This window comes from Halomonas sp. KHS3 (assembly GCF_000830495.1).
GTDB classification, from domain to species: domain Bacteria; phylum Pseudomonadota; class Gammaproteobacteria; order Pseudomonadales; family Halomonadaceae; genus Vreelandella; species Vreelandella titanicae.
In genome coordinates, this window is sequence record NZ_JWHY01000002.1 from 247467 (window position 1) to 266888 (window position 19422).

General features: G+C 56.9%; 11 protein-coding genes. 9 read left to right on the plus strand and 2 right to left on the minus strand.

Features of this window, described 5'->3' with window-relative positions; genetic code table 11:
• The first annotated feature begins 305 nt into the window (after positions 1 to 305).
• The 5 genes from gltB (at position 306) to eno (ending at position 10537) form a co-directional block, all read left to right on the plus strand.
• The gene (gltB, locus tag RO22_RS03455) at positions 306 to 4748 is read left to right on the plus strand and encodes a glutamate synthase large subunit (protein ID WP_041157615.1); all 4443 of its coding nucleotides are present in this window, start codon (positions 306 to 308) and stop codon (positions 4746 to 4748) included.
• 36 nt (positions 4749 to 4784) lie between these two features.
• The gene (locus tag RO22_RS03460; RefSeq protein WP_009286775.1) at positions 4785 to 6203 is read left to right on the plus strand and encodes an FAD-dependent oxidoreductase; all 1419 of its coding nucleotides are present in this window, start codon (positions 4785 to 4787) and stop codon (positions 6201 to 6203) included.
• Positions 6204 to 6649: 446 nt separating this feature from the next.
• Positions 6650 to 8305, plus strand: coding sequence for a CTP synthase (locus RO22_RS03465; protein WP_022519971.1), 1656 nt, complete (start codon positions 6650 to 6652; stop codon positions 8303 to 8305).
• Between the two features lie 12 nt (positions 8306 to 8317).
• Complete coding sequence (gene kdsA, locus RO22_RS03470; RefSeq protein WP_022519970.1) at positions 8318 to 9181, plus strand: 3-deoxy-8-phosphooctulonate synthase; 864 nt, start codon at positions 8318 to 8320, stop codon at positions 9179 to 9181.
• 66 nt (positions 9182 to 9247) lie between these two features.
• Positions 9248 to 10537: a phosphopyruvate hydratase gene (eno, locus tag RO22_RS03475; protein WP_041157616.1), complete on the plus strand. Its 1290-nt coding sequence runs from the start codon at positions 9248 to 9250 to the stop codon at positions 10535 to 10537.
• A 565-nt stretch (positions 10538 to 11102) separates the two neighbouring features.
• Here eno and fdxA read toward each other — a convergent pair.
• Both fdxA and mutS read right to left on the minus strand, forming a co-directional pair.
• Complete coding sequence (gene fdxA / locus RO22_RS03480; RefSeq protein ID WP_007111508.1) at positions 11103 to 11426, minus strand: ferredoxin FdxA; 324 nt, start codon at positions 11424 to 11426, stop codon at positions 11103 to 11105.
• Positions 11427 to 11716: 290 nt separating this feature from the next.
• Entirely contained in the window at positions 11717 to 14278 is a 2562-nt protein-coding gene (gene mutS / locus RO22_RS03485) for a DNA mismatch repair protein MutS (protein WP_027957360.1), read from the minus strand.
• Between the two features lie 83 nt (positions 14279 to 14361).
• Here mutS and RO22_RS03490 point away from each other — a divergent pair, with 83 nt between their 5' ends.
• The 4 genes from RO22_RS03490 (at position 14362) to alaS (ending at position 19417) form a co-directional block, all read left to right on the plus strand.
• On the plus strand, positions 14362 to 14901 hold the full coding sequence (locus RO22_RS03490; RefSeq protein ID WP_035538996.1) for a CinA family protein: 540 nt from the start codon (positions 14362 to 14364) through the stop codon (positions 14899 to 14901).
• A gap of 129 nt (positions 14902 to 15030) precedes the next feature.
• On the plus strand, positions 15031 to 16104 hold the full coding sequence (recA, locus tag RO22_RS03495) for a recombinase RecA (protein ID WP_027957359.1): 1074 nt from the start codon (positions 15031 to 15033) through the stop codon (positions 16102 to 16104).
• Positions 16105 to 16128: 24 nt separating this feature from the next.
• Entirely contained in the window at positions 16129 to 16593 is a 465-nt protein-coding gene (locus tag RO22_RS03500; RefSeq protein ID WP_022519966.1) for a regulatory protein RecX, read from the plus strand.
• A gap of 214 nt (positions 16594 to 16807) precedes the next feature.
• Entirely contained in the window at positions 16808 to 19417 is a 2610-nt protein-coding gene (gene alaS / locus RO22_RS03505) for an alanine--tRNA ligase (protein ID WP_041157617.1), read from the plus strand.
• Positions 19418 to 19422 lie beyond the last annotated feature (5 nt).

Genomic DNA, 19422 nt, shown 5'->3' on the forward strand with positions numbered 1-19422 from the left:
TAATGGAAAATAAAGAGCGTTAAAATAGCGTTTTACCTTGTTACAAGTGGTTGAAGTATATGTATTTTTTCCTTGAATGAGGATGCAAATACAGGATTTGAAAAGAGTTTCTCTAACAATGTGGGCGCCAAGAGATTGCGCAAAGTGGCTAGCAATCGCTATGCTGACCGGCCATTTTGTTGCGGCAGCGAACTTGGGAAGTACCCCATTCTGGGCAGGTTATAAGCACTATAAAAAAAGCGAAACCGTCCTTTATACCATAAGCACGCTGCTAAAAAAATACGCTGACTAGTAGAGGCACGCCCATGAATAGAGGTCTTCACCAGCCTGGCGAGTTTCGCGATAACTGTGGTTTTGGCCTGATTGCCCATATGGAAGGCCAGGCTAGCCACGATTTGCTGAAAACTGCCATTGAATCCCTGACTTGCATGACCCACCGGGGTGGTATCGCTGCCGACGGCAAAACCGGCGATGGCTGCGGTCTGCTGTTGAAAATGCCGACCCCGTTTATGCAGGCGCTGGCCAAAGAGGCGTTTGATGCTGAGCTGGGCGAACGCTTTGCCGTGGGTGTGGTGTTTCTACCCAACGATGATGCCCGTGAAGCGCATGCCCGCGATACCCTGACTGGCGAGCTGGAAGCACGTGGGCTGAACGTGGTTGGCTGGCGCGATGTGCCCACCGATTCCAGCGTTTGCGGCCCCATGGCGCTGGACTGCCTGCCACGTATTCGTCAGCTGTTTGTGCAGCCAGGCCAGGGTGAACACTTCGATGTTGACCTGTTTATGGCCCGCCGCCGTGCCGAGCAGGCGCTACGCGGTGAAGAAGACTTCTACGTCGCCTCGCTCTCGTCAGAAGTGGTCTCCTATAAAGGCCTGGTGATGCCGGAAGACCTACCGGCGTTTTATCAGGACTTGAATGACCCGCGCCTGGAAACCGCCATCTGCGTGTTTCACCAGCGCTTCTCGACCAATACCGCGCCGCGCTGGCCGTTGGCACAGCCGTTCCGTCTATTGGCCCATAACGGCGAGATCAACACCATTGAGGCCAACCGCGGCTGGGCGAACTCGCGTAAAGCCAACTTCGTTAACGAGCGTCTGCCGGATATCACCGAGCTGGACGAGATCGTTAACACCACCGGCTCCGACTCCTCCAGTATGGACAACATGCTGGAAGTGTTGCTGACCGGCGGTATGGAGCTGCATCGCGCGGTACGCATGATGGTGCCGCCCGCCTGGCAGAACGTAGAGACCATGGACGCCGAGCTGCGCGCCTTCTACGAATACAACTCCATGCACATGGAGCCGTGGGACGGCCCGGCGGGCGTAGTGATGACCGACGGCCGCCAAGCGGTGTGTATGCTTGACCGTAACGGCCTGCGTCCGGCGCGCTGGGTAATGACCAAGAATGGCTATATTACCCTGGCCTCTGAAATTGGCACCTACGACTATAAGCCGGAAGACGTGGTCGCTAAAGGCCGCGTTGGCCCTGGTCAAATGCTCGCCGTGGATACCGAAACCGGCGAAGTGCTGCACACCACCGATATCGATGAGCGGCTGAAATCCGCCTACCCCTATAAGCGTTGGCTTAAGCAGGAGGCGAACTATTTAGAGTCGGCACTGACCGAGCTTGCGCGTTTCCAAACCATGGATGCCGATTCGCTCAACGTTCAGCAGAAGTTGTTCCAGGTTAGCTTCGAAGAGCGTGACCAGGTGCTGCGCCCGCTGGCAGAGAGTGGTCAGGAAGCCGTTGGCTCCATGGGCGACGATACGCCCATGGCGGTGCTGTCGAGCCGCCCGCGCCTGCTAACTGACTTCTTCCGTCAGAAGTTTGCCCAGGTCACCAATCCGCCCATCGACCCGCTGCGCGAAGCGATCGTGATGTCGCTGGAAACCTGCTGTGGCGCTGAGCTTAACGTCTTTAAAGCGACGCCTGAGCACGCGCACCGCTTGATCTTGACCACGCCGGTACTGTCCCCACGCAAGTTTACCGCTCTGGTTAGCCAGGACGATCCTGCGTTTGCCAGCTATACACTGTCGTTGGGTTACGATCCCGAACAGCAGAGCTTGCATCAAGCGCTTAAGGCTTTATGTGAAGAGGCCGAAGCTCAAGTCCGCGCCGGTAAGGTCATTTTGGTGCTCACCGATGCGGAGCTGACGAAAGGGCTGATCCCCATTCAGGCTGCCCTGGCCGTGGGTGCCGTGCACTCTCACTTAGGCCGGTTGGCGCTGCGCCCCAACGCCAACATCGTGATAGAAACCGGCTACGCTCGCGACGCCCACCAAATGGCGGTGCTGTTTGGCGTGGGCGCTACGGCGGTTTATCCATGGCTCGCTTATCAGGTCATGGCGGATATGCACCGCACGGGCGAGCTGACCGGCAACCCGGCTGACGGTCGTGAGAACTACCGTAAAGGGCTGCAGAAAGGCCTGTTCAAGATCCTGTCTAAAATGGGTATCTCGACGTTGGCTTCCTACCGCGGCTCGATGCTGTTTGAAGCCGTGGGCTTGGCAGATGAAGTAATGGATCTCTGCTTTGTCGGTATGGCGTCGCGCATTCAAGGCGCCGGTTTTGCCGAGCTTCAGATGCAGCAAGCGCTGCTGGCGAAAGATGCCTGGATTCCCCGTAAAGGCATCTCCCAGGGCGGCATGTTCAAGTATGTGCACGGCCACGAGTACCACGCCTACAACCCCGATGTGGTGATGTCACTACAGGCGGCGGTTCAGGAAGGCAGCTATACCAAGTGGAAAAAGTTTGCTCAATTGGTGAACGAGCGGCCTGTGGCCACTATTCGTGACTTGCTCAAGCTCAAGCCTGCGGAAACACCGATTGCGCTGGAAGACGTAGAGCCGGTTGAAGATTTATTGCCGCGCTTTGATAGCGCCGGTATGTCACTGGGTGCGCTATCGCCGGAAGCCCACGAAGCGCTGGCCCAGGCCATGAACGAAGCCGGCGGGCGTTCCAACTCCGGTGAGGGCGGTGAAGATCCAGCCCGCTACGGCACCATTCGCAGCTCCAAGATCAAGCAGATTGCTTCAGGCCGCTTTGGCGTGACCCCGGCGTATCTGGTCAATGCGGAAGTGCTGCAGATCAAAGTCGCCCAAGGTGCCAAGCCAGGTGAGGGCGGTCAGCTACCTGGCGGCAAGGTAAACCAACTGATTGCTCGGCTGCGCTACGCAGTCCCTGGCGTCACGCTGATTTCGCCGCCCCCGCACCACGATATTTACTCTATCGAGGATTTGGCCCAGCTGATTTTTGACCTCAAGCAGGTCAATCCTGAGGCTCAGGTGTCGGTGAAGTTGGTTTCCGAGCCGGGGATCGGCACGATCGCCACCGGTGTGGCCAAGGCCTACGCGGATTTGATTACCGTATCAGGCTACGACGGCGGTACAGCGGCAAGCCCGCTGACCTCGATCAAACACGCCGGTTCACCCTGGGAGCTGGGGCTGCCGGAAGTGCATCAGGCGCTGCGCATCAACGGGCTGCGCGACAAGATTCGCCTGCAGACCGATGGCGGCCTGAAAACCGGTCTGGATGTTGTCAAAGCGGCGATTCTTGGCGCCGAGAGCTTCGGTTTCGGCACCGCGCCCATGGTGGCGTTGGGCTGTAAGTACCTGCGCATCTGTCACCTCAACAACTGTGCCACTGGGGTCGCGACTCAGGATGACTTCCTGCGCGGCGAGCACTTCCGCGGCACCGTGGATATGGTCAAGAACTACTTCCGCTTTATCGCCGAAGAAGTGCGTGAGCTGATGGCCATGCTCGGTGTGTGCAAGCTCACTGATTTGATCGGGCGTACCGACCTTTTGGAAGTACTTGAAGGCGATACGGCTTCCCAGCGTAAGCTCGATCTAACGCCGCTGCTGGCCAATGATTTTGTACCCAAAGATGCGCCGCAGTTCTGCAGGGTTAGCCGTAACGTGCCCCACGATCCGGGCGCTAAAAACCAGGAAGTGCTGGCGGCGCTGAAAGATGCTATCGAAAGCCAGTCGGGCGGTGAATTCCACTTCACCATCACCAACTGTGACCGCAGCGTGGGCGCACTCACCTCTGGTGCCATTGCCAAACGCTATGGTGAAGAGGGGCTAGAAGCGGCGCCGGTCACGGCCAATTTCGTTGGCGTGGCGGGGCAGAGCTTCGGGGTGTGGAATGCTCGGGGTCTGAATCTCTTCCTGGAAGGCGACGCCAACGACTACGTCGGCAAGGGTATGAATGGCGGCAGTATCGTGATTGTGCCGCCCAAAGTCAGCCAGTTTGAGAGTCATAAAACGGCCATTATCGGCAACACCTGCCTTTACGGTGCCACCGGCGGAACGCTATTCGCCGCCGGTACCGCGGGCGAGCGCTTTGCAGTACGTAACTCTGGTGCCTCAGCGGTGATCGAGGGCGCTGGCGACCACTGTTGCGAATATATGACCGGCGGTTTGGTCTGCGTGCTCGGTGAGACCGGAGTCAACTTCGGCGCGGGCATGACCGGTGGGTTTGCCTATGTGTTGGATGAAGAGCGCACCTTCGTGGATAAGTACAACCACGAACTGGTCGAGATTCACCGCGTTAACACAGAGGCCATGGAGGCGTATCGTCGTCACCTGCGTGAAATGATCGAAGCCTATGTGGCCGCGACGGGTTCCGCGCGTGGGGCGGCTATTCTGGAAGACTTCAGCGACTATGCGCGCCACTTCTGGCTGGTTAAGCCAAAAGCGGCCAGCTTGGGTAGTTTGCTGGATCAGTCTCGGCGTCAGCCGCAATAACCCGTTTATGCCCCTCACGCTGACAGGAGAGAGATCATGGCTAACCGTTTAAATAACGATTTTCAGTTTGTTGATGTGGGTCGTCAGGATCCACAGAAGAAAGACGCCCGTGCCCGTGCCAAAGAGTTTGCGGAAATTTACGAACCTTACAAGCCCACCGATGCGGCGAGCCAGGCGCATCGCTGCCTGCACTGCGGTAACCCGTACTGTGAGTGGAAGTGCCCGGTGCACAACTATATTCCCAACTGGCTACAGCTGGTGGTGGAAGGCAACATTATTGAAGCCGCTGAGCTGTCGCACAAAACCAACTCGCTGCCCGAAGTATGTGGTCGCGTGTGCCCGCAGGATCGTCTGTGCGAAGGCGACTGCACGCTGAATGACGGCTTTGGTGCCGTCACCATCGGCTCGGTGGAGAAGTACATCACCGATACGGCGTTTGCCATGGGCTGGCGTCCGGATATGTCCCACGTTACCTGGACGGATAAAAAAGTCGCCATCATTGGCGCAGGCCCCGCGGGCCTGGGCTGTGCGGATATTTTGGCCCGTAACGGCGTCAAGCCGGTGGTGTTCGACAAGTACCCGGAAATCGGTGGCCTGCTGACCTTTGGTATTCCCGAGTTCAAACTGGAAAAGAGCGTGATGGAGCGCCGCCGGGCAGTCTTTGAAGAGATGGGCGTCGAGTTCCGCCTGAATACCGAGATTGGCACCGATATCGAGTTTGAGACCTTGATGCAGGAGTACGACGCGGTCTTCCTGGGGATGGGGACTTATAAATACATGGAAGGCGGCTTCCCCGGTGAAGATCTGCCGGGCGTGTACAAGGCCCTCGATTTCCTGATTGCCAACGTCAACCGCTGCCTGGGCTTTGAAAAAGATCCCAACGACTATATCTCTATGGAAGGCAAGCGTGTGGTAGTGCTGGGCGGCGGTGATACGGCGATGGACTGTAACCGTACCTCGATTCGTCAAAACGCTACCAGCGTGACCTGTGCGTACCGTCGTGACGAAGGCAACATGCCGGGGTCGCGCCGTGAAGTCTCCAATGCTCGTGAAGAGGGCGTTGAGTTTCTGTTCAACCGTCAGCCGGTGGCGGTCGTCGGTGAAGAGAAGGTCGAGGGCGTGAAGGTTGTGCGCACACGCTTGGGTGAACCTGATGAAAACGGCCGTCAGCGTCCTGAAGTAGTGCCCGGTTCTGAAGAGATCATTGCGGCGGATGCCGTGGTTATCGCCTTCGGTTTCCAGGCAAGCCCTGCACCGTGGTTCGATAGCGCCAATATTCAGGTGGACGAGCGCGATCGCGTCACCGCGCCGGAGCACGGCCAGTACGCCTTCCAAACCAGCAACGAAAAAATCTTTGCCGGTGGCGATATGGTGCGCGGTTCTGATTTGGTGGTCACGGCGATTTACGAAGGTCGCCAGGCTGCAGAAGGTATTCTGGATTACCTGGGCGTGTGAAAGAAGTGCCTTTATAGGCTTAATGTCATCGCGAGCGAAGCGTGGCGATCTGGGTTAGATTGCCGCGTCGCTGCGCTCCTCGCAATGACAGGGCGCGATGCTTCACAATTTACAGCGCGTATTTAGCTTCATGTCATCGCGAGCGAAGCGTGGCGATCTGGGTTAGATTGCCGCGTCGCTGCGCTCCTCGCAATGACAGGGCGCGATGCTTCACAATTACAGCGCATATTTAGCATAATGTCATCGCGAGCGAAGCGTGGCGATCTGGGTTAGATTGCCGCGTCGCTGCGCTCCTCGCAATGACAAGATGCGATGCTTCAGAATGACAGTGCGTACTTTAAGCAGTGCAGTTCAAATTGAGCCTTAGGTCGTAATCTGCTAGTCTGTCGACCCATCCTGGCGTGGCTTTCTGCCGTGCCTTCTGATCACGTTTCGACAGGTTATCCATGACACGATATATCTTCGTGACCGGCGGCGTTGTGTCCTCTCTTGGCAAGGGCATCGCCTCCGCCTCGCTTGCGGCGATTTTAGAGGCCCGCGGCCTTAAGGTCACCATGCTCAAGCTCGACCCGTACATCAACGTGGATCCGGGCACCATGAGCCCCTTCCAGCACGGTGAGGTGTTCGTCACAGAAGATGGCGCCGAAACCGATCTTGATCTCGGGCATTACGAGCGCTTTATTCGCACCAAAATGACCCAGCGCAACAACTTTACGACCGGCCGTGTTTACGAGCACGTGCTGCGTAAAGAGCGTCGGGGCGACTATCTCGGTGGCACCGTCCAGGTCATTCCGCATATCACCGACGAGATTAAAGAGCGCGTTTACGCGGGCGGTGAAGGTTTTGATGTGGCGCTGGTAGAGATCGGCGGCACGGTTGGTGATATCGAATCACTGCCTTTCCTGGAGTCGATCCGCCAAATTCGTAGTGAGCAGGGCGCCAACCGCGCGCTGTTTATGCACCTGACCCTGGTGCCCTACATCAAAACGGCGGGTGAGACCAAAACCAAGCCGACCCAGCACAGCGTTAAAGAGCTGCGCTCTATCGGTATCCAGCCGGATATTCTGATTTGCCGCAGCGAAGTTGAGCTGGAAGAGAGCGAGCGCCGCAAAATCGCTCTGTTCACCAACGTCGAAGAGCGTGCCGTGGTACCGCTGCAGGATGCCGATACGATCTATCGCATTCCGCTGATGCTCCATGAACACGGTCTGGACGAGATCGTTTGCGATAAGCTGCGCCTGGAAGCCCCGGAAGCAGATTTATCCGAGTGGGTGAAGGTACTTGATGCCAAGCTCAACCCGCTCAAATCCGTCAGTATTGCCATGGTCGGTAAATACATGGAGCTGCTGGATGCCTACAAGTCGCTCAACGAAGCGCTGATTCATGCCGGTATCCAGGGTCGTATCAAGGTCAATGTCGACTATATTGACTCCGAAGACATTGAGCGTCATGGCACCGAGCGCTTGGCGGGTAAAGACGCTATTCTGGTGCCCGGCGGCTTTGGCGAACGTGGCGTAGAAGGCAAGATTATGACCGCTCAATTCGCCCGCGAAAACAACGTGCCATATCTGGGTATTTGCCTGGGTATGCAGGTGGCGGTGATTGAGTTTGCCCGTAATGTGGCAGGCTGGAACGACGCCAACTCTACCGAGTTCACCCACGACACCCAGCACCCGGTAGTAGGTTTGATCACCGAATGGCTAAGCCCAGAAGGCAAAGTCGAGCTGCGTGATGCAGCGTCTGATTTAGGTGGCACCATGCGCTTAGGTGGCCAGGTATGCCATTTGGCATCGGGAACCAAAGCACGCGAAGCCTACGGCTCGGATGAGATTGTCGAGCGCCACCGTCACCGCTTCGAGGTCAATAACCAGTTTATCGATGAGCTTGAAAAGGCGGGCTTGGTTATCTCAGGCAAGAGCGTCGACCAATCGCTGGTTGAAGTCATCGAGCTGGCTGACCACCCTTGGTACGTAGCCTGCCAGTTCCACCCGGAGTTCACTTCTACTCCCCGTGATGGTCACCCGCTGTTCTCTGGCTTTGTGAACGCCGCCTTGGATTACAAAACAGCGCGCAGTCGCGCCCACGCGAACTCGCAGGAATAAGAGGGCAGAAGCATGGCTTCTCAAGACCGATCTCAAGAGCGTCATATTAACGTTGCCGGCTTAACCGCCGGTAACTCCTTGCCGCTTATGCTGCTGGGTGGCATGAACGTACTGGAGTCGGCCGATCTTGCCGACGAAGTCGCTCAAGCCTACGTCACGGTGACCCAGAAGCTGGGTATGCCCTACGTTTTTAAGGCCAGCTTTGACAAAGCCAATCGCAGTTCGATTCACTCCTACCGCGGCCCGGGTATCGAGAAAGGGCTGCAGATACTGGCCGATATCAAAGCTCGCCACAACGTGCCGATCATCACTGACGTTCACGAGCCTTGGCAGGCGCAAGCAGCCGCTGAAGTCGCTGACATTATCCAACTGCCGGCCTTTTTGGCTCGCCAAACTGATTTGGTGGTCGCCATGGCCAAAACCGGCGCGGTTATCAATATCAAAAAGCCGCAGTTTTTGGCGCCCCATGAAATGCGTCATATCCTCAGCAAGTTCCAGGAAGCGGGTAACGACCAGTTGATGCTCTGCGAGCGCGGCTCAAGCTTTGGTTACAACAATCTGATTGTTGATATGCTGGGCTTTGGTGATATGAAGCAAACCGGCTACCCGGTATTTTTCGATGTGACCCACGCGCTGCAGCGCCCCGGTGGGCGTGCCGATAGTGCTGATGGGCGCCGTGCCCAGGTGGCTGAGTTAGCGCGTGCAGGCGTGGCTGTCGGCCTTGCCGGGCTGTTTTTGGAAGCCCACCCTGACCCAGACAACGCCAAATGCGATGGTCCCTGTGCATTGCCGCTGGATCAATTAGAGCCGTTCTTGACTCAGCTTGCCCAGTTGGATGCGCTGGTCAAAGGGTTTGAGCCGCTAACGATTCGCTAAGCTGTATTTAGCTAATCAGGTCGTTATATTAATAATTTTATCTGACTAACAGGAAAGGATACTGCCATGACCAAAATTGTTGCTATCAGTGCGTTGGAAGTGCTGGATTCCCGTGGTAACCCGACCGTGCAAGCGCACGTCCGCCTAGCCAGCGGTGCTGTCGGCGAAGCCTGTGCCCCCAGCGGTGCCTCAACCGGCTCCCGGGAAGCGTTAGAGCTGCGTGACGGCGATAAGTCGCGCTACCTGGGCAAAGGCGTGCTGAAAGCAGTCGATGCGGTCAATGGCAAAATTCGTGAAGCGCTGATGGGCATGGATGCGCGTGATCAGCGCGGCTTGGACGATGCCATGTTGGCGCTGGACGACACTGAAAACAAAGCGAATCTGGGGGCGAATGCCATCCTAGCCGTTTCGCTGGCGGCGGCTAAAGCAGCTGCTAACGCCAAAGGCGTACCGCTCTACGCCCACATTGCCGAGCTCTACGGTCAACCTGGCCAGTACAGCATGCCGGTGCCGATGATGAACATCATCAACGGCGGCGAGCACGCGGATAACAACGTCGATATCCAGGAATTTATGGTGCAGCCAGTGGGCGCGCCTAACTTCCGCGAAGGGCTGCGCATGGGCGCGGAAATTTTCCACGCGCTGAAGAAAGTGCTCTCCGCGAAAGGGCTCTCTACATCCGTCGGTGACGAGGGCGGCTTTGCGCCTAACCTGGCGTCTAACGCTGATGCGCTAGCGGTGATTAAACAAGCCGTTGCCGATGCTGGCTATGAGCTGGGTAAAGACGTCACGCTGGCGCTGGATTGTGCTTCGTCTGAGTTTTACAAAGACGGTCAGTACAACCTTTCCGGTGAAGGCAAAAGCTACGACGCCCAAGGCTTTACCGATTACCTGGCAGGCCTGTGTGCCGATTACCCGATTGTGTCTATCGAAGACGGCATGGATGAATCGGATTGGGCGGGTTGGAAAGCGCTGACCGATAAGCTGGGCGATAAAGTGCAGCTGGTGGGCGATGACCTATTCGTGACCAATACCAAGATTCTCAAGCGCGGTATCGATGAGCAGATCGGTAACTCTATCCTGATCAAGTTCAACCAGATCGGCTCGCTCTCCGAGACGCTGGACGCGATTAAGATGGCGCAGGATGCTGGCTTTACGGCGGTTATTTCTCATCGCTCCGGTGAAACCGAAGATACCACCATTGCCGATTTGGCGGTGGGTACCTGTGCCGGTCAGATCAAAACGGGCTCACTTTGCCGCTCTGATCGGGTTGCCAAGTACAACCGTTTGCTGGTGATTGAAGCAGAGCTGGGTGATGTGACCTACCCAGGTTTGAAAGCCATTAAAGGGCAGTAAAATGCCAATATCGAGCGAATTTTTAGAGGTGCTTGTAAGAGATGTCTCAAAATTTTGTAAGAGATATCTTACAAATACCGACGAGAATCGCTCGGTTTAGGGTAAGAAATAGCTTACTTTGCCACTAAGTAAAGTTTAAGATATTGTTTAATAAGTAGTTTTTTAAAAAGGGCGAGTCGCAGCGACTCGCCCTTTTGCATTTTGGCTTTGTTGAGAAGCGGCCATGATCTGACACAATATACACAGGACAAGGGGAGGCAAGGACGCTTCAGTCAGGATGCAGCGGGATGTAGGTCAGATGCGCCGGGTGATACAGTGAGGTGAGCCCTGGCAAGGACGTCATCTGAGGAGGTTGATCCAGGGAGTGGTCAGAGGAAGTGCTTGGAGCGGGCGGCCTACGGGTCGCCTTTTTTTGCCCGCAATTTGGCAGCACATTTTTGACGATACACTTTTGAAAACACAAAAAAACCAGCGCTGTTTTTAACAACCAGCGCTGGTTTAAAGAGAATTTTTAAAGAGAGCCTTTAAAAAGAGCTATGTGCTGATTTTTAAACCGTCACAGCGTTTAGCGCTCTAGTTTCTCAAGCTTGCCGGGCTTGCCATCCCACTCTTCGGCGTCCGGCAGCGGGTCTTTTCTTTCGGCGATGTTGGGCCATACTTCGGCCATCTCAGCGTTAATCTCGATAAAGGCCTCCTGTCCATCCGGCAGCTCATCCTCGGAGAATATCGCCTCGGCGGGGCACTCGGGCTCACACAGCGCGCAGTCGATACACTCGTCAGGATGAATGACCAGGAAGTTCGGGCCCTCGTAAAAACAGTCGACCGGGCAGACTTCCACACAGTCGGTGTATTTGCACTGGATGCAGTTCTCGGTAACGACAAACGTCATCTTGCTATCCCTCTTGCAGGGCCGGGTAACTCCCAGCCATGGTCAATCGTGAATGGTTATAAATCAGCCGTTTTTTATAAGCTAAAAGTTTGAACGACATTCTAGAGGTGCGCATACCTGGCGGCAAGCGCCATATGATCCCAGTTGGTAGCAATGCCAGTACAGGTTTCCGCGAGGGCGCTGTGAACCCGTCCTTGGGCGCTACTTTCGACATCCCTGTCGAAAGACCCTCGCTTCAACCTGCCCTGGCACCTGAATCTAACTTATCGCCTTTCATGCTATAAGCACCATTAGATCAGGTCTCGCCACTGATACAATAGTGATAGCGCTTCCCGCGGTGTTAAACCATCCATATCGACGTTTTCCAACGCCTCGACCACCGGATGCGGTGCAGCGGCGAACAGATCGTTTTGCTGCGGTGCGGTTCGCGGCGCCTGCGCCGTGTTATCCACATCGCGCTGCTCCAAACTTATCAGCTTCTCGCGGGCACGTTTAATCACATGGTTGGGCACACCCGCTAATTGCGCCACCTGTAAACCATAGCTCTGGCTGGCCGGGCCCGCTTCGATGCGGTGCATAAACACAATGCTGTCGCCATGCTCGGTCGCCGTTAGGTGGATATTGGCCACCCCTTCCATATGCTCAGGCAGCGCCGTCATTTCAAAGTAGTGGGTCGCAAACAGCGTTAGCGCGCGTCCTTTTGCCAAATGTTCAGCGCTTGCCCAGGCGAGCGACAGACCGTCAAAGGTACTGGTGCCGCGGCCAATTTCATCCATCAGGATCAAGCTTTGCTGGGTGGCATTGTGGAGAATGTTGGCGGTTTCAGTCATCTCGACCATAAAGGTAGAGCGCCCGCCGGCCAAGTCATCCGATGAGCCAATGCGGGTGAATATTCGATCCAGCGGGCCGATCTCGGCGGCATCGGCGGGCACAAAACTGCCGCAGTGAGCGAGAAGGGCGATGAGCGCCGTCTGACGCATATAGGTCGATTTACCGCCCATGTTAGGGCCGGTAATAATCAGCATGTGCTGGTCAGGATTGAGCGTCACGTCGTTGGGCACAAAGGGTGTCTCGCTCACCTGCTCGACCACCGGATGTCGTCCCGCGTCAATTTGAATCCCGGTGGTTTCGCTGAGTGTTGGACGCACCCAGTTCAGCGCCTCGGCGCGCTCGGCAAAGGCGCACAGTACGTCCAGTTCCGCCAAGGCTTGCGAGGTGCTCTGCAGCGCGTGAAGGCTTGCGTTGAGATCGCCAAGCAGGCGATCGTAGAGCCATTTTTCACGCGTCAACGCGCGAGATTTAGCGGAGAGTGCCTTATCTTCAAACTCTTTGAGCTCGGGGATAATGAACCGCTCGGCATTTTTAAGTGTCTGGCGGCGAATATAGTCGGCGGGCGCCTGCTGGGCTTGTGAACGCGGTAGCTCAATAAAGTAGCCGTGCACCCGGTTGTAGCCCACTTTGAGATTGGCTAGCCCCGTGCGCTCGCGCTCGCGAAGCTCGAGCTGAATAAGATAGTCGCCCGCGTTTTCGGCCATGCCACGGTGCTCATCGAGCTCTGAATCAAAGCCATCGGCAATCACCCCGCCATCGCGGATCACCACCGGCGGATTTTCTACCAGCGCCCGGCTGAGCATATCGGCCATTTCTGGGTAGGGGCGAATATGCGGGCGCAGGTTATCCAGCGCACTGCCGCTCTCAACCTCGCTAAGCTGTTGCTCCAGTTCCGGAAGCGTTACCAGTGCATCCCGCAGCCGTGCCAAATCGCGCGGGCGGGCGCTATACAGCGCCACCCGGGCCAGAATGCGCTCCACGTCGCCCACCGCGCTCAACGTCTCGCGCAGCGGCATATAGGCGGCATCCAGGCTTAGCAGCGCCACACCCGCATGACGGGCCTGGACAATCTCGCGTTGACGCAGTGGCCGATTAAGCCAGCGTTTGAGTAGCCGTGAACCCATGGCGGTGGTACAGGTATCCAGCACGCTGGCCAGGGTGTTGTCGCTGCTGCCGCCCAGGTTGATATCAATTTCCAGATTACGGCGGCTGGCAGCGTCGATCACCACCGCGTCGTCGCGGTTCTCAACGCTGATGGCGGTCACGTGGGGCAGGCGCGAGCGCTGAGTGTCCCGGGCATAATCGATCAATACCCCGGCAGCAATTAGCGCAGAGGTTAAGTGCGCACAGCCAAAGCCACGTAAATCCTGCACTTCGAACTGGTCGCAGAGGCTACGGGTAGCGCTTTCCAAATCAAACAGCCACTCGCCCTGGCGGCGCAGGCTGCGTTTCTGCGACCAGGCCTCGGGTAGCGTTAAGCTTTCGGGTACCAGCAGCTCGGCCGGGGAGAGACGCGTCAGCTCGGCGAGCATTTCGGCTTCGCTGTCTACTTCCAGTACGTTGAAGCGACCACTGGAGAGCTCCAGCCAGGCAAGGCCCCAGCTCTCTTTTCCGGGAGAAACGGACACCAGGACGTTGTCGCGGCGGGCATCGAGCAGCGCTTCATCGTGGAGTGTGCCAGGGGTGACGATACGCACCACTTGGCGCTCAACGGGCCCTTTGCTGGTCGCGGGGTCGCCAATTTGCTCACAAATAGCGACCGACTCGCCGCCAGCGACGAGGCGGGCCAGATAGCCCTCAGCGCTGTGATAGGGGACGCCCGCCATCGGGATAGGCTTGCCGCCTGACTGCCCACGCTGGGTAAGGGTAATATCCAGCAGTGCGGCGGCGCGCTTGGCGTCGTCGAAAAACAGTTCATAAAAATCCCCCATGCGGTAGAACAGCAGTACCTCGGGGTGCTCGCGCTTGATCTTTAAATATTGCGTGATCATGGGCGTGTTAGGGGGAATGGCCTGTGACATGGGCGTCCTGATTGAGCAATTTCTTTGAGAAAGCTAAACGCAGTATTCTACGCTGAATAGACGACTCACTTGAAGGAGCGACCATAGTGCCCAGCGAAACTAGCCTGAAAAATCTTGATTTAACCCTGTTAGCTCAGCGGCTGGGGCGGCTGTGTAAGCAGTTGAATGTAGAAGTGACCGCCGCTGAGTCATGTACGGGGGGCGGCATTGCCAGCGCCATTACCGAGGTGGCGGGTAGCTCTGCTTACTTTACGACGGGCTATGTGACCTATGCGAATGCTGCTAAAACGCGCTTATTGGGGGTGCCTGAGACCACGCTGGCCGAGCACGGTGCTGTCAGCAAGGAGGTCGTCAAAGCCATGGTGCTGGGTGCCTGTAATGAAAGTGGCGCGGGCTTAGCTGTTGCCGTTAGCGGTGTTGCAGGCCCAGAGGGGGGGAGCGCTGAAAAGCCGGTGGGTACGGTTTGGTTGGCCTGGGGAGATGCTGCTGCCCAGGAAGCTGAATGCTTTCACTTTCCAGGTGACCGTCAGTCGGTGCGAGAGCAGGCCGTGCGTCAGGCCTTGGTTGGGCTGGTGGCGCGCCTGAATGAGCGCGAGAAGGCGAGCAAGACGAACCAGCCGTAAGAAAAAGGCGCATATGCAAAAAGGCTGTTGATAAAATAGATGAGAGAAAGCGCGATCAAGGATTTGTTTACGGCGCAATCTTTGGCATACTACTGGCTAATTATACAGCTTGTTATGAGGAATCTCTGAATGGCTCAGGATGACAACCGCACTAAAGCGCTAAACGCTGCACTCACCCAAATCGACCGTCAGTTCGGCAAGGGCACCGTCATGCGTCTAGGCGACGCACCGCGTGTCGTCATGCCGTCGGTTTCCACCGGTTCATTGGGTCTGGATATCGCCCTCGGCATCGGCGGGCTGCCGTTTGGCCGCGTGGCTGAAATTTTTGGTCCAGAGTCCTCGGGTAAAACGACACTGACCCTTTCGGTGATTGCGCAAGCGCAAAAGCAAGGCAAAGTGTGTGCCTTCGTCGATGCCGAGCATGCGCTTGACCCCAGCTACGCAGAAAAACTAGGCGTCAACCTGGATGATCTACTGATTTCCCAGCCGGACACCGGTGAGCAGGCGCTGGAAATTACCGACATGCTGGTACGCTCTGGCGGTGTTGACGTGATTGTTATCGACTCGGTCGCTGCGTTGACCCCGCGCGCTGAAATCGAAGGCGAAATGGGTGATTCCCACGTTGGCCTACAGGCGCGTTTGATGTCTCAGGCACTGCGTAAAATCACCGGTAATATCAAAAACGCCAACTGCTTGGTGATCTTCATCAACCAGATCCGCATGAAGATCGGCGTCATGTTTGGTAGCCCCGAAACCACCACTGGTGGTAACGCGCTGAAGTTCTATGCCAGCGTGCGTCTGGATATTCGTCGTACCGGCTCGGTGAAAGTGGGTGATGAAGTCACCGGTAACGAAACCCGCGTGAAAGTAGTCAAAAACAAGGTAGCACCGCCATTCCGTCAGGCTGAATTCCAGATTCTTTACGGCAAGGGTATCTACCACGCCGGTGAGGTCATCGACCTGGGCGTGCAGTGCAACCTAGTCGACAAAGCCGGTGCCTGGTACAGCTATAAAGGTAAGAAAATCGGTCAAGGTAAAGCCAATTCAGCGCTGTATCTGGAAGAGCACCCGGAAATTATGCTCGAAATCGAAACGCAGATTCGTGAGCAGCTCTTGGCCAAGCCCGATCCTAAAAAGGAGAAGGAAGATGCACCTGCCGAAGCAGCGGCAGAATTGGATGCGGGTGATGACGATCTGCTTTAAGACGACTCTCGCTAAGATAAGCTGATGGCATTCACCTCCCAGCGTGATGCTACGCCCCGTGATATCGCCATTGGTTTACTGGCTCGGCGCGAATACTCCCGCGCCGAGCTTGCTCAGCGTCTGAAGAAAAAGTCTTTCGACGATGCCGCTATTGATGAGTGCCTGGACGCCTTGGTTGAACAAGGGCTGCAGTCTGACGCGCGCTTTGCGGCCAGTTTCGTGCGCTCGCGCATACTGCGTGGCCAAGGCGTGATTCGTATTAAAGGCGAGTTGCGCCAGCGCGGCATAGACCAGGAAACCCTTGCCACCGCTTTTGAAGAAGTGGAGGGGGGCGAGCAGGTCGACTGGTTTGAGCTAGCCCGGGAAACCCTGGCGCGGCGTTTTGATAGCCCTGGTGAGACCCCCAAAGAGCGCGCTAGGCGTGAACGTTTTCTCGCCAGTCGCGGCTTCGATTTTGAACAAATTCGCTACGCGCTCTCCTGTCTGTAATACGTTTTCCCCAGCCTATACAATACCCCCTCTTACATTTCTAGTAGCGCTCTAATACGCTTGTTCATCCAGTTGTTTACGTGGCTGTTTGCCTTTCTGCCACTAAGTGCGGCTTTAGTCGTTTGACAACTGCGCTATAATGGCTGCTTTGCGACCCCTGAGGGTAGCGGCAACAGCGCCCTGGGACATCACGCTTTCTTGTTACGGATACCCTATGAAAAGCGCAGAGATTAGACAGGCCTTTCTCACCTTCTTCGAAGAGCAGGGGCATACGATTGTACCCACCAGCTCATTAGTGCCGGGCAACGACCCGACGCTGCTGTTTACCAATGCCGGCATGGTGCCGTTTAAAGATGTGTTTCTAGGCCGCGATCCGCGCCCTTACGTGCGCGCCACCTCTGCGCAGCGCTGCGTTCGCGCGGGCGGTAAGCATAATGATTTAGACAACGTCGGCTATACCGCACGCCACCACACCTTCTTTGAGATGCTGGGTAACTTCAGCTTTGGCGACTACTTCAAGCGCGACGCCATTCGCTTTGCCTGGGTGTTTTTAACCGAAACGCTGGGACTCCCCAAAGACAAGCTGTGGGTAACGGTACACATCAGCGATGACGAAGCTGAGCGCATCTGGAAAGATGAGATTGGCATCGACCCTGAGCGCTTCTCCAAGCTGGATGAAGATAACTTCTGGCAGATGGGCGACACCGGCCCCTGCGGCCCCAGTTCGGAAATCTTCTTTGATCACGGCCCTGAGGTTTGGGGTGGCCCGCCGGGCAGCCCGGAAGAGGATGGCGATCGCTATATCGAAATCTGGAACCTGGTGTTCATGCAGTTTGATCGCGATGCCCAGGGCACGCTCAACCCGCTGCCCAAGCCCTCCATCGATACCGGTATGGGGCTGGAGCGTGTCGCCGCTGTCATGCAGGGCGTCCACTCCAACTATGAGATCGACCTGTTCCAGAACCTGCTGCAAGCCGCTGCGAAAGCGACCGGGCACCCTGATACTGCTACGCCTTCGTTGCGCGTAATTGCCGACCATATCCGTTCCTGTGCCTTCCTGATTGCCGATGGCGTGCTGCCTTCCAACGAAGGGCGCGGCTATGTCCTGCGTCGGATCATTCGCCGTGCAATTCGTCACGGCCACAAGCTGGGCGCGGTTGAGCCGTTCTTCCACAAGCTGGTGGAGGCGCTGGATGCGGAGATGGGCGATGCCTATCCGGAACTGCGTGAAGCGAGCGATCAAATTGCCCGTGTACTGCTGAAAGAAGAAGAGCAGTTCGCACGCACCCTGGATCACGGTATGGGGCTCTTGAATGCGGCACTGGCCGAGTTGGATGGCAAGGTACTGCCGGGTGAGACGGTGTTTAAGCTTTATGACACCTACGGCTTTCCCTTCGACCTTACCGCCGACGTCTGTCGTGAGCGTGGCGTTAGCCTGGACGAAGATGGCTTTCAGCAGGCGTTAGAGGCCCAGCGTGAACGCGCACGGGCGGCCAGCCAATTTGGCGCCGACTACAGCGCCTCCATCGAGTTGGAGGGCGAAACTGCCTTTACCGGCTACGACCGCTTGGAAGATCAGGCCAAGGTAACCGCGCTGGTCGACAGCGAGGGCAATCCACTGGCAGCGCTGGAAGCGGGGCAGAAGGGTGTCGTGGTACTAGACCGCACGCCGTTTTACGGCGAGTCAGGCGGCCAGGTGGGCGATACCGGCTACCTGTATGTCGACGGTGGCCGTTTCCAGGTCACTGATACCCAAAAGCAGAGCGGTCATCATCTTCACCAGGGCATGATGGTAGAAGGCTCGCTAAGCGTTGGCGCAAGCGTGCGTGGTGAAGTGGATGCCAGCCTGCGCACAGCCACCATTCGCAATCACTCAGCCACCCACCTGCTGCATAAAGCGCTGCGCATGGTGCTGGGTGATCACGTACAGCAGAAAGGCTCGCTGGTGAACGCCGAGCGCCTGCGCTTCGACTTTAGCCACTTCGAGCCGGTGACCGCCGAGCAACTGGCGGAAGTCGAACGGCTGGTCAATGAGCAGATTCTGGCTAATGCGCCGACCAAGATCGAGAAGATGAGCCTGGACCAAGCCAAGGCCAAGGGCGCAGCAGCGCTGTTTGAGGCCAAATACGCCGAGAACGTGCGCGTGCTGACCATTGGTGCCGACGATTTCTCGATCGAGTTATGCGGTGGTACCCACGTGGCACGCAGCGGTGATATTGGCTGCTGCCATGTGATGAGCGAAGTGGGCATTGCTTCTGGTGTGCGCCGCATCGAAGCGATCACCGGCGAAAATGCGCTGGCTCACTTCCGCGAGCAGGAAGCCCGCCTCGAGCGATTGGGTGAGCGCTTGAAGACCAAGCCTGAACAGGTCGAAGCGCGGGTAGAATCACTGGTTGAGCGCAACCGTAGCCTGGAAAAAGAGCTTGAGCAGCTCAAGGCCAAACTAGCCAGTGCAGCGGGTAGCGATATGCTCAGCCAGGTGCAGGAGGTCAATGGCGTGAAGCTGCTGGCGACGCAGCTGGATGGTGTGTCAGGCAAAGATTTACGCGGCATCCTTGACCAGCTTAAGAACAAGCTAAGCTCTGGAGTGATTATCCTCGGCGTTGCCGACCAGGCGGCGGGCAAAGTGAGTCTGATCGCTGGGGTCACCCAGGATCTGAGCGGCCGAGTGAAAGCCGGTGAGCTGGTGAACCATGTTGCCTCCCAGGTAGGAGGGAAGGGCGGTGGCCGCCCCGACATGGCCCAAGCGGGAGGTAGTCAACCCGACGCCCTGCCGGATGCGTTGAAGAGCGTACCAGCATGGTTGGAAAACGTTCTTAGCTAAACCTC

Excerpts from the sequence above, each read along its gene's own strand:
- alaS (WP_041157617.1), top strand. The coding sequence starts at position 16,808 with ATGAAAAGCGCAGAGATTAGACAGGCCTTTCTCACCTTCTTCGAAGAG.
- eno (WP_041157616.1), top strand. The coding sequence starts at position 9,248 with ATGACCAAAATTGTTGCTATCAGTGCGTTGGAAGTGCTGGATTCCCGT.
- RO22_RS03460 (WP_009286775.1), top strand. The coding sequence starts at position 4,785 with ATGGCTAACCGTTTAAATAACGATTTTCAGTTTGTTGATGTGGGTCGT.
- fdxA (WP_007111508.1), bottom strand. The coding sequence starts at position 11,426 with ATGACGTTTGTCGTTACCGAGAACTGCATCCAGTGCAAATACACCGAC.
- RO22_RS03465 (WP_022519971.1), top strand. The coding sequence starts at position 6,650 with ATGACACGATATATCTTCGTGACCGGCGGCGTTGTGTCCTCTCTTGGC.
- recA (WP_027957359.1), top strand. The coding sequence starts at position 15,031 with ATGGCTCAGGATGACAACCGCACTAAAGCGCTAAACGCTGCACTCACC.
- mutS (WP_027957360.1), bottom strand. The coding sequence starts at position 14,278 with ATGTCACAGGCCATTCCCCCTAACACGCCCATGATCACGCAATATTTA.
- gltB (WP_041157615.1), top strand. The coding sequence starts at position 306 with ATGAATAGAGGTCTTCACCAGCCTGGCGAGTTTCGCGATAACTGTGGT.
- kdsA (WP_022519970.1), top strand. The coding sequence starts at position 8,318 with ATGGCTTCTCAAGACCGATCTCAAGAGCGTCATATTAACGTTGCCGGC.
- RO22_RS03500 (WP_022519966.1), top strand. The coding sequence starts at position 16,129 with ATGGCATTCACCTCCCAGCGTGATGCTACGCCCCGTGATATCGCCATT.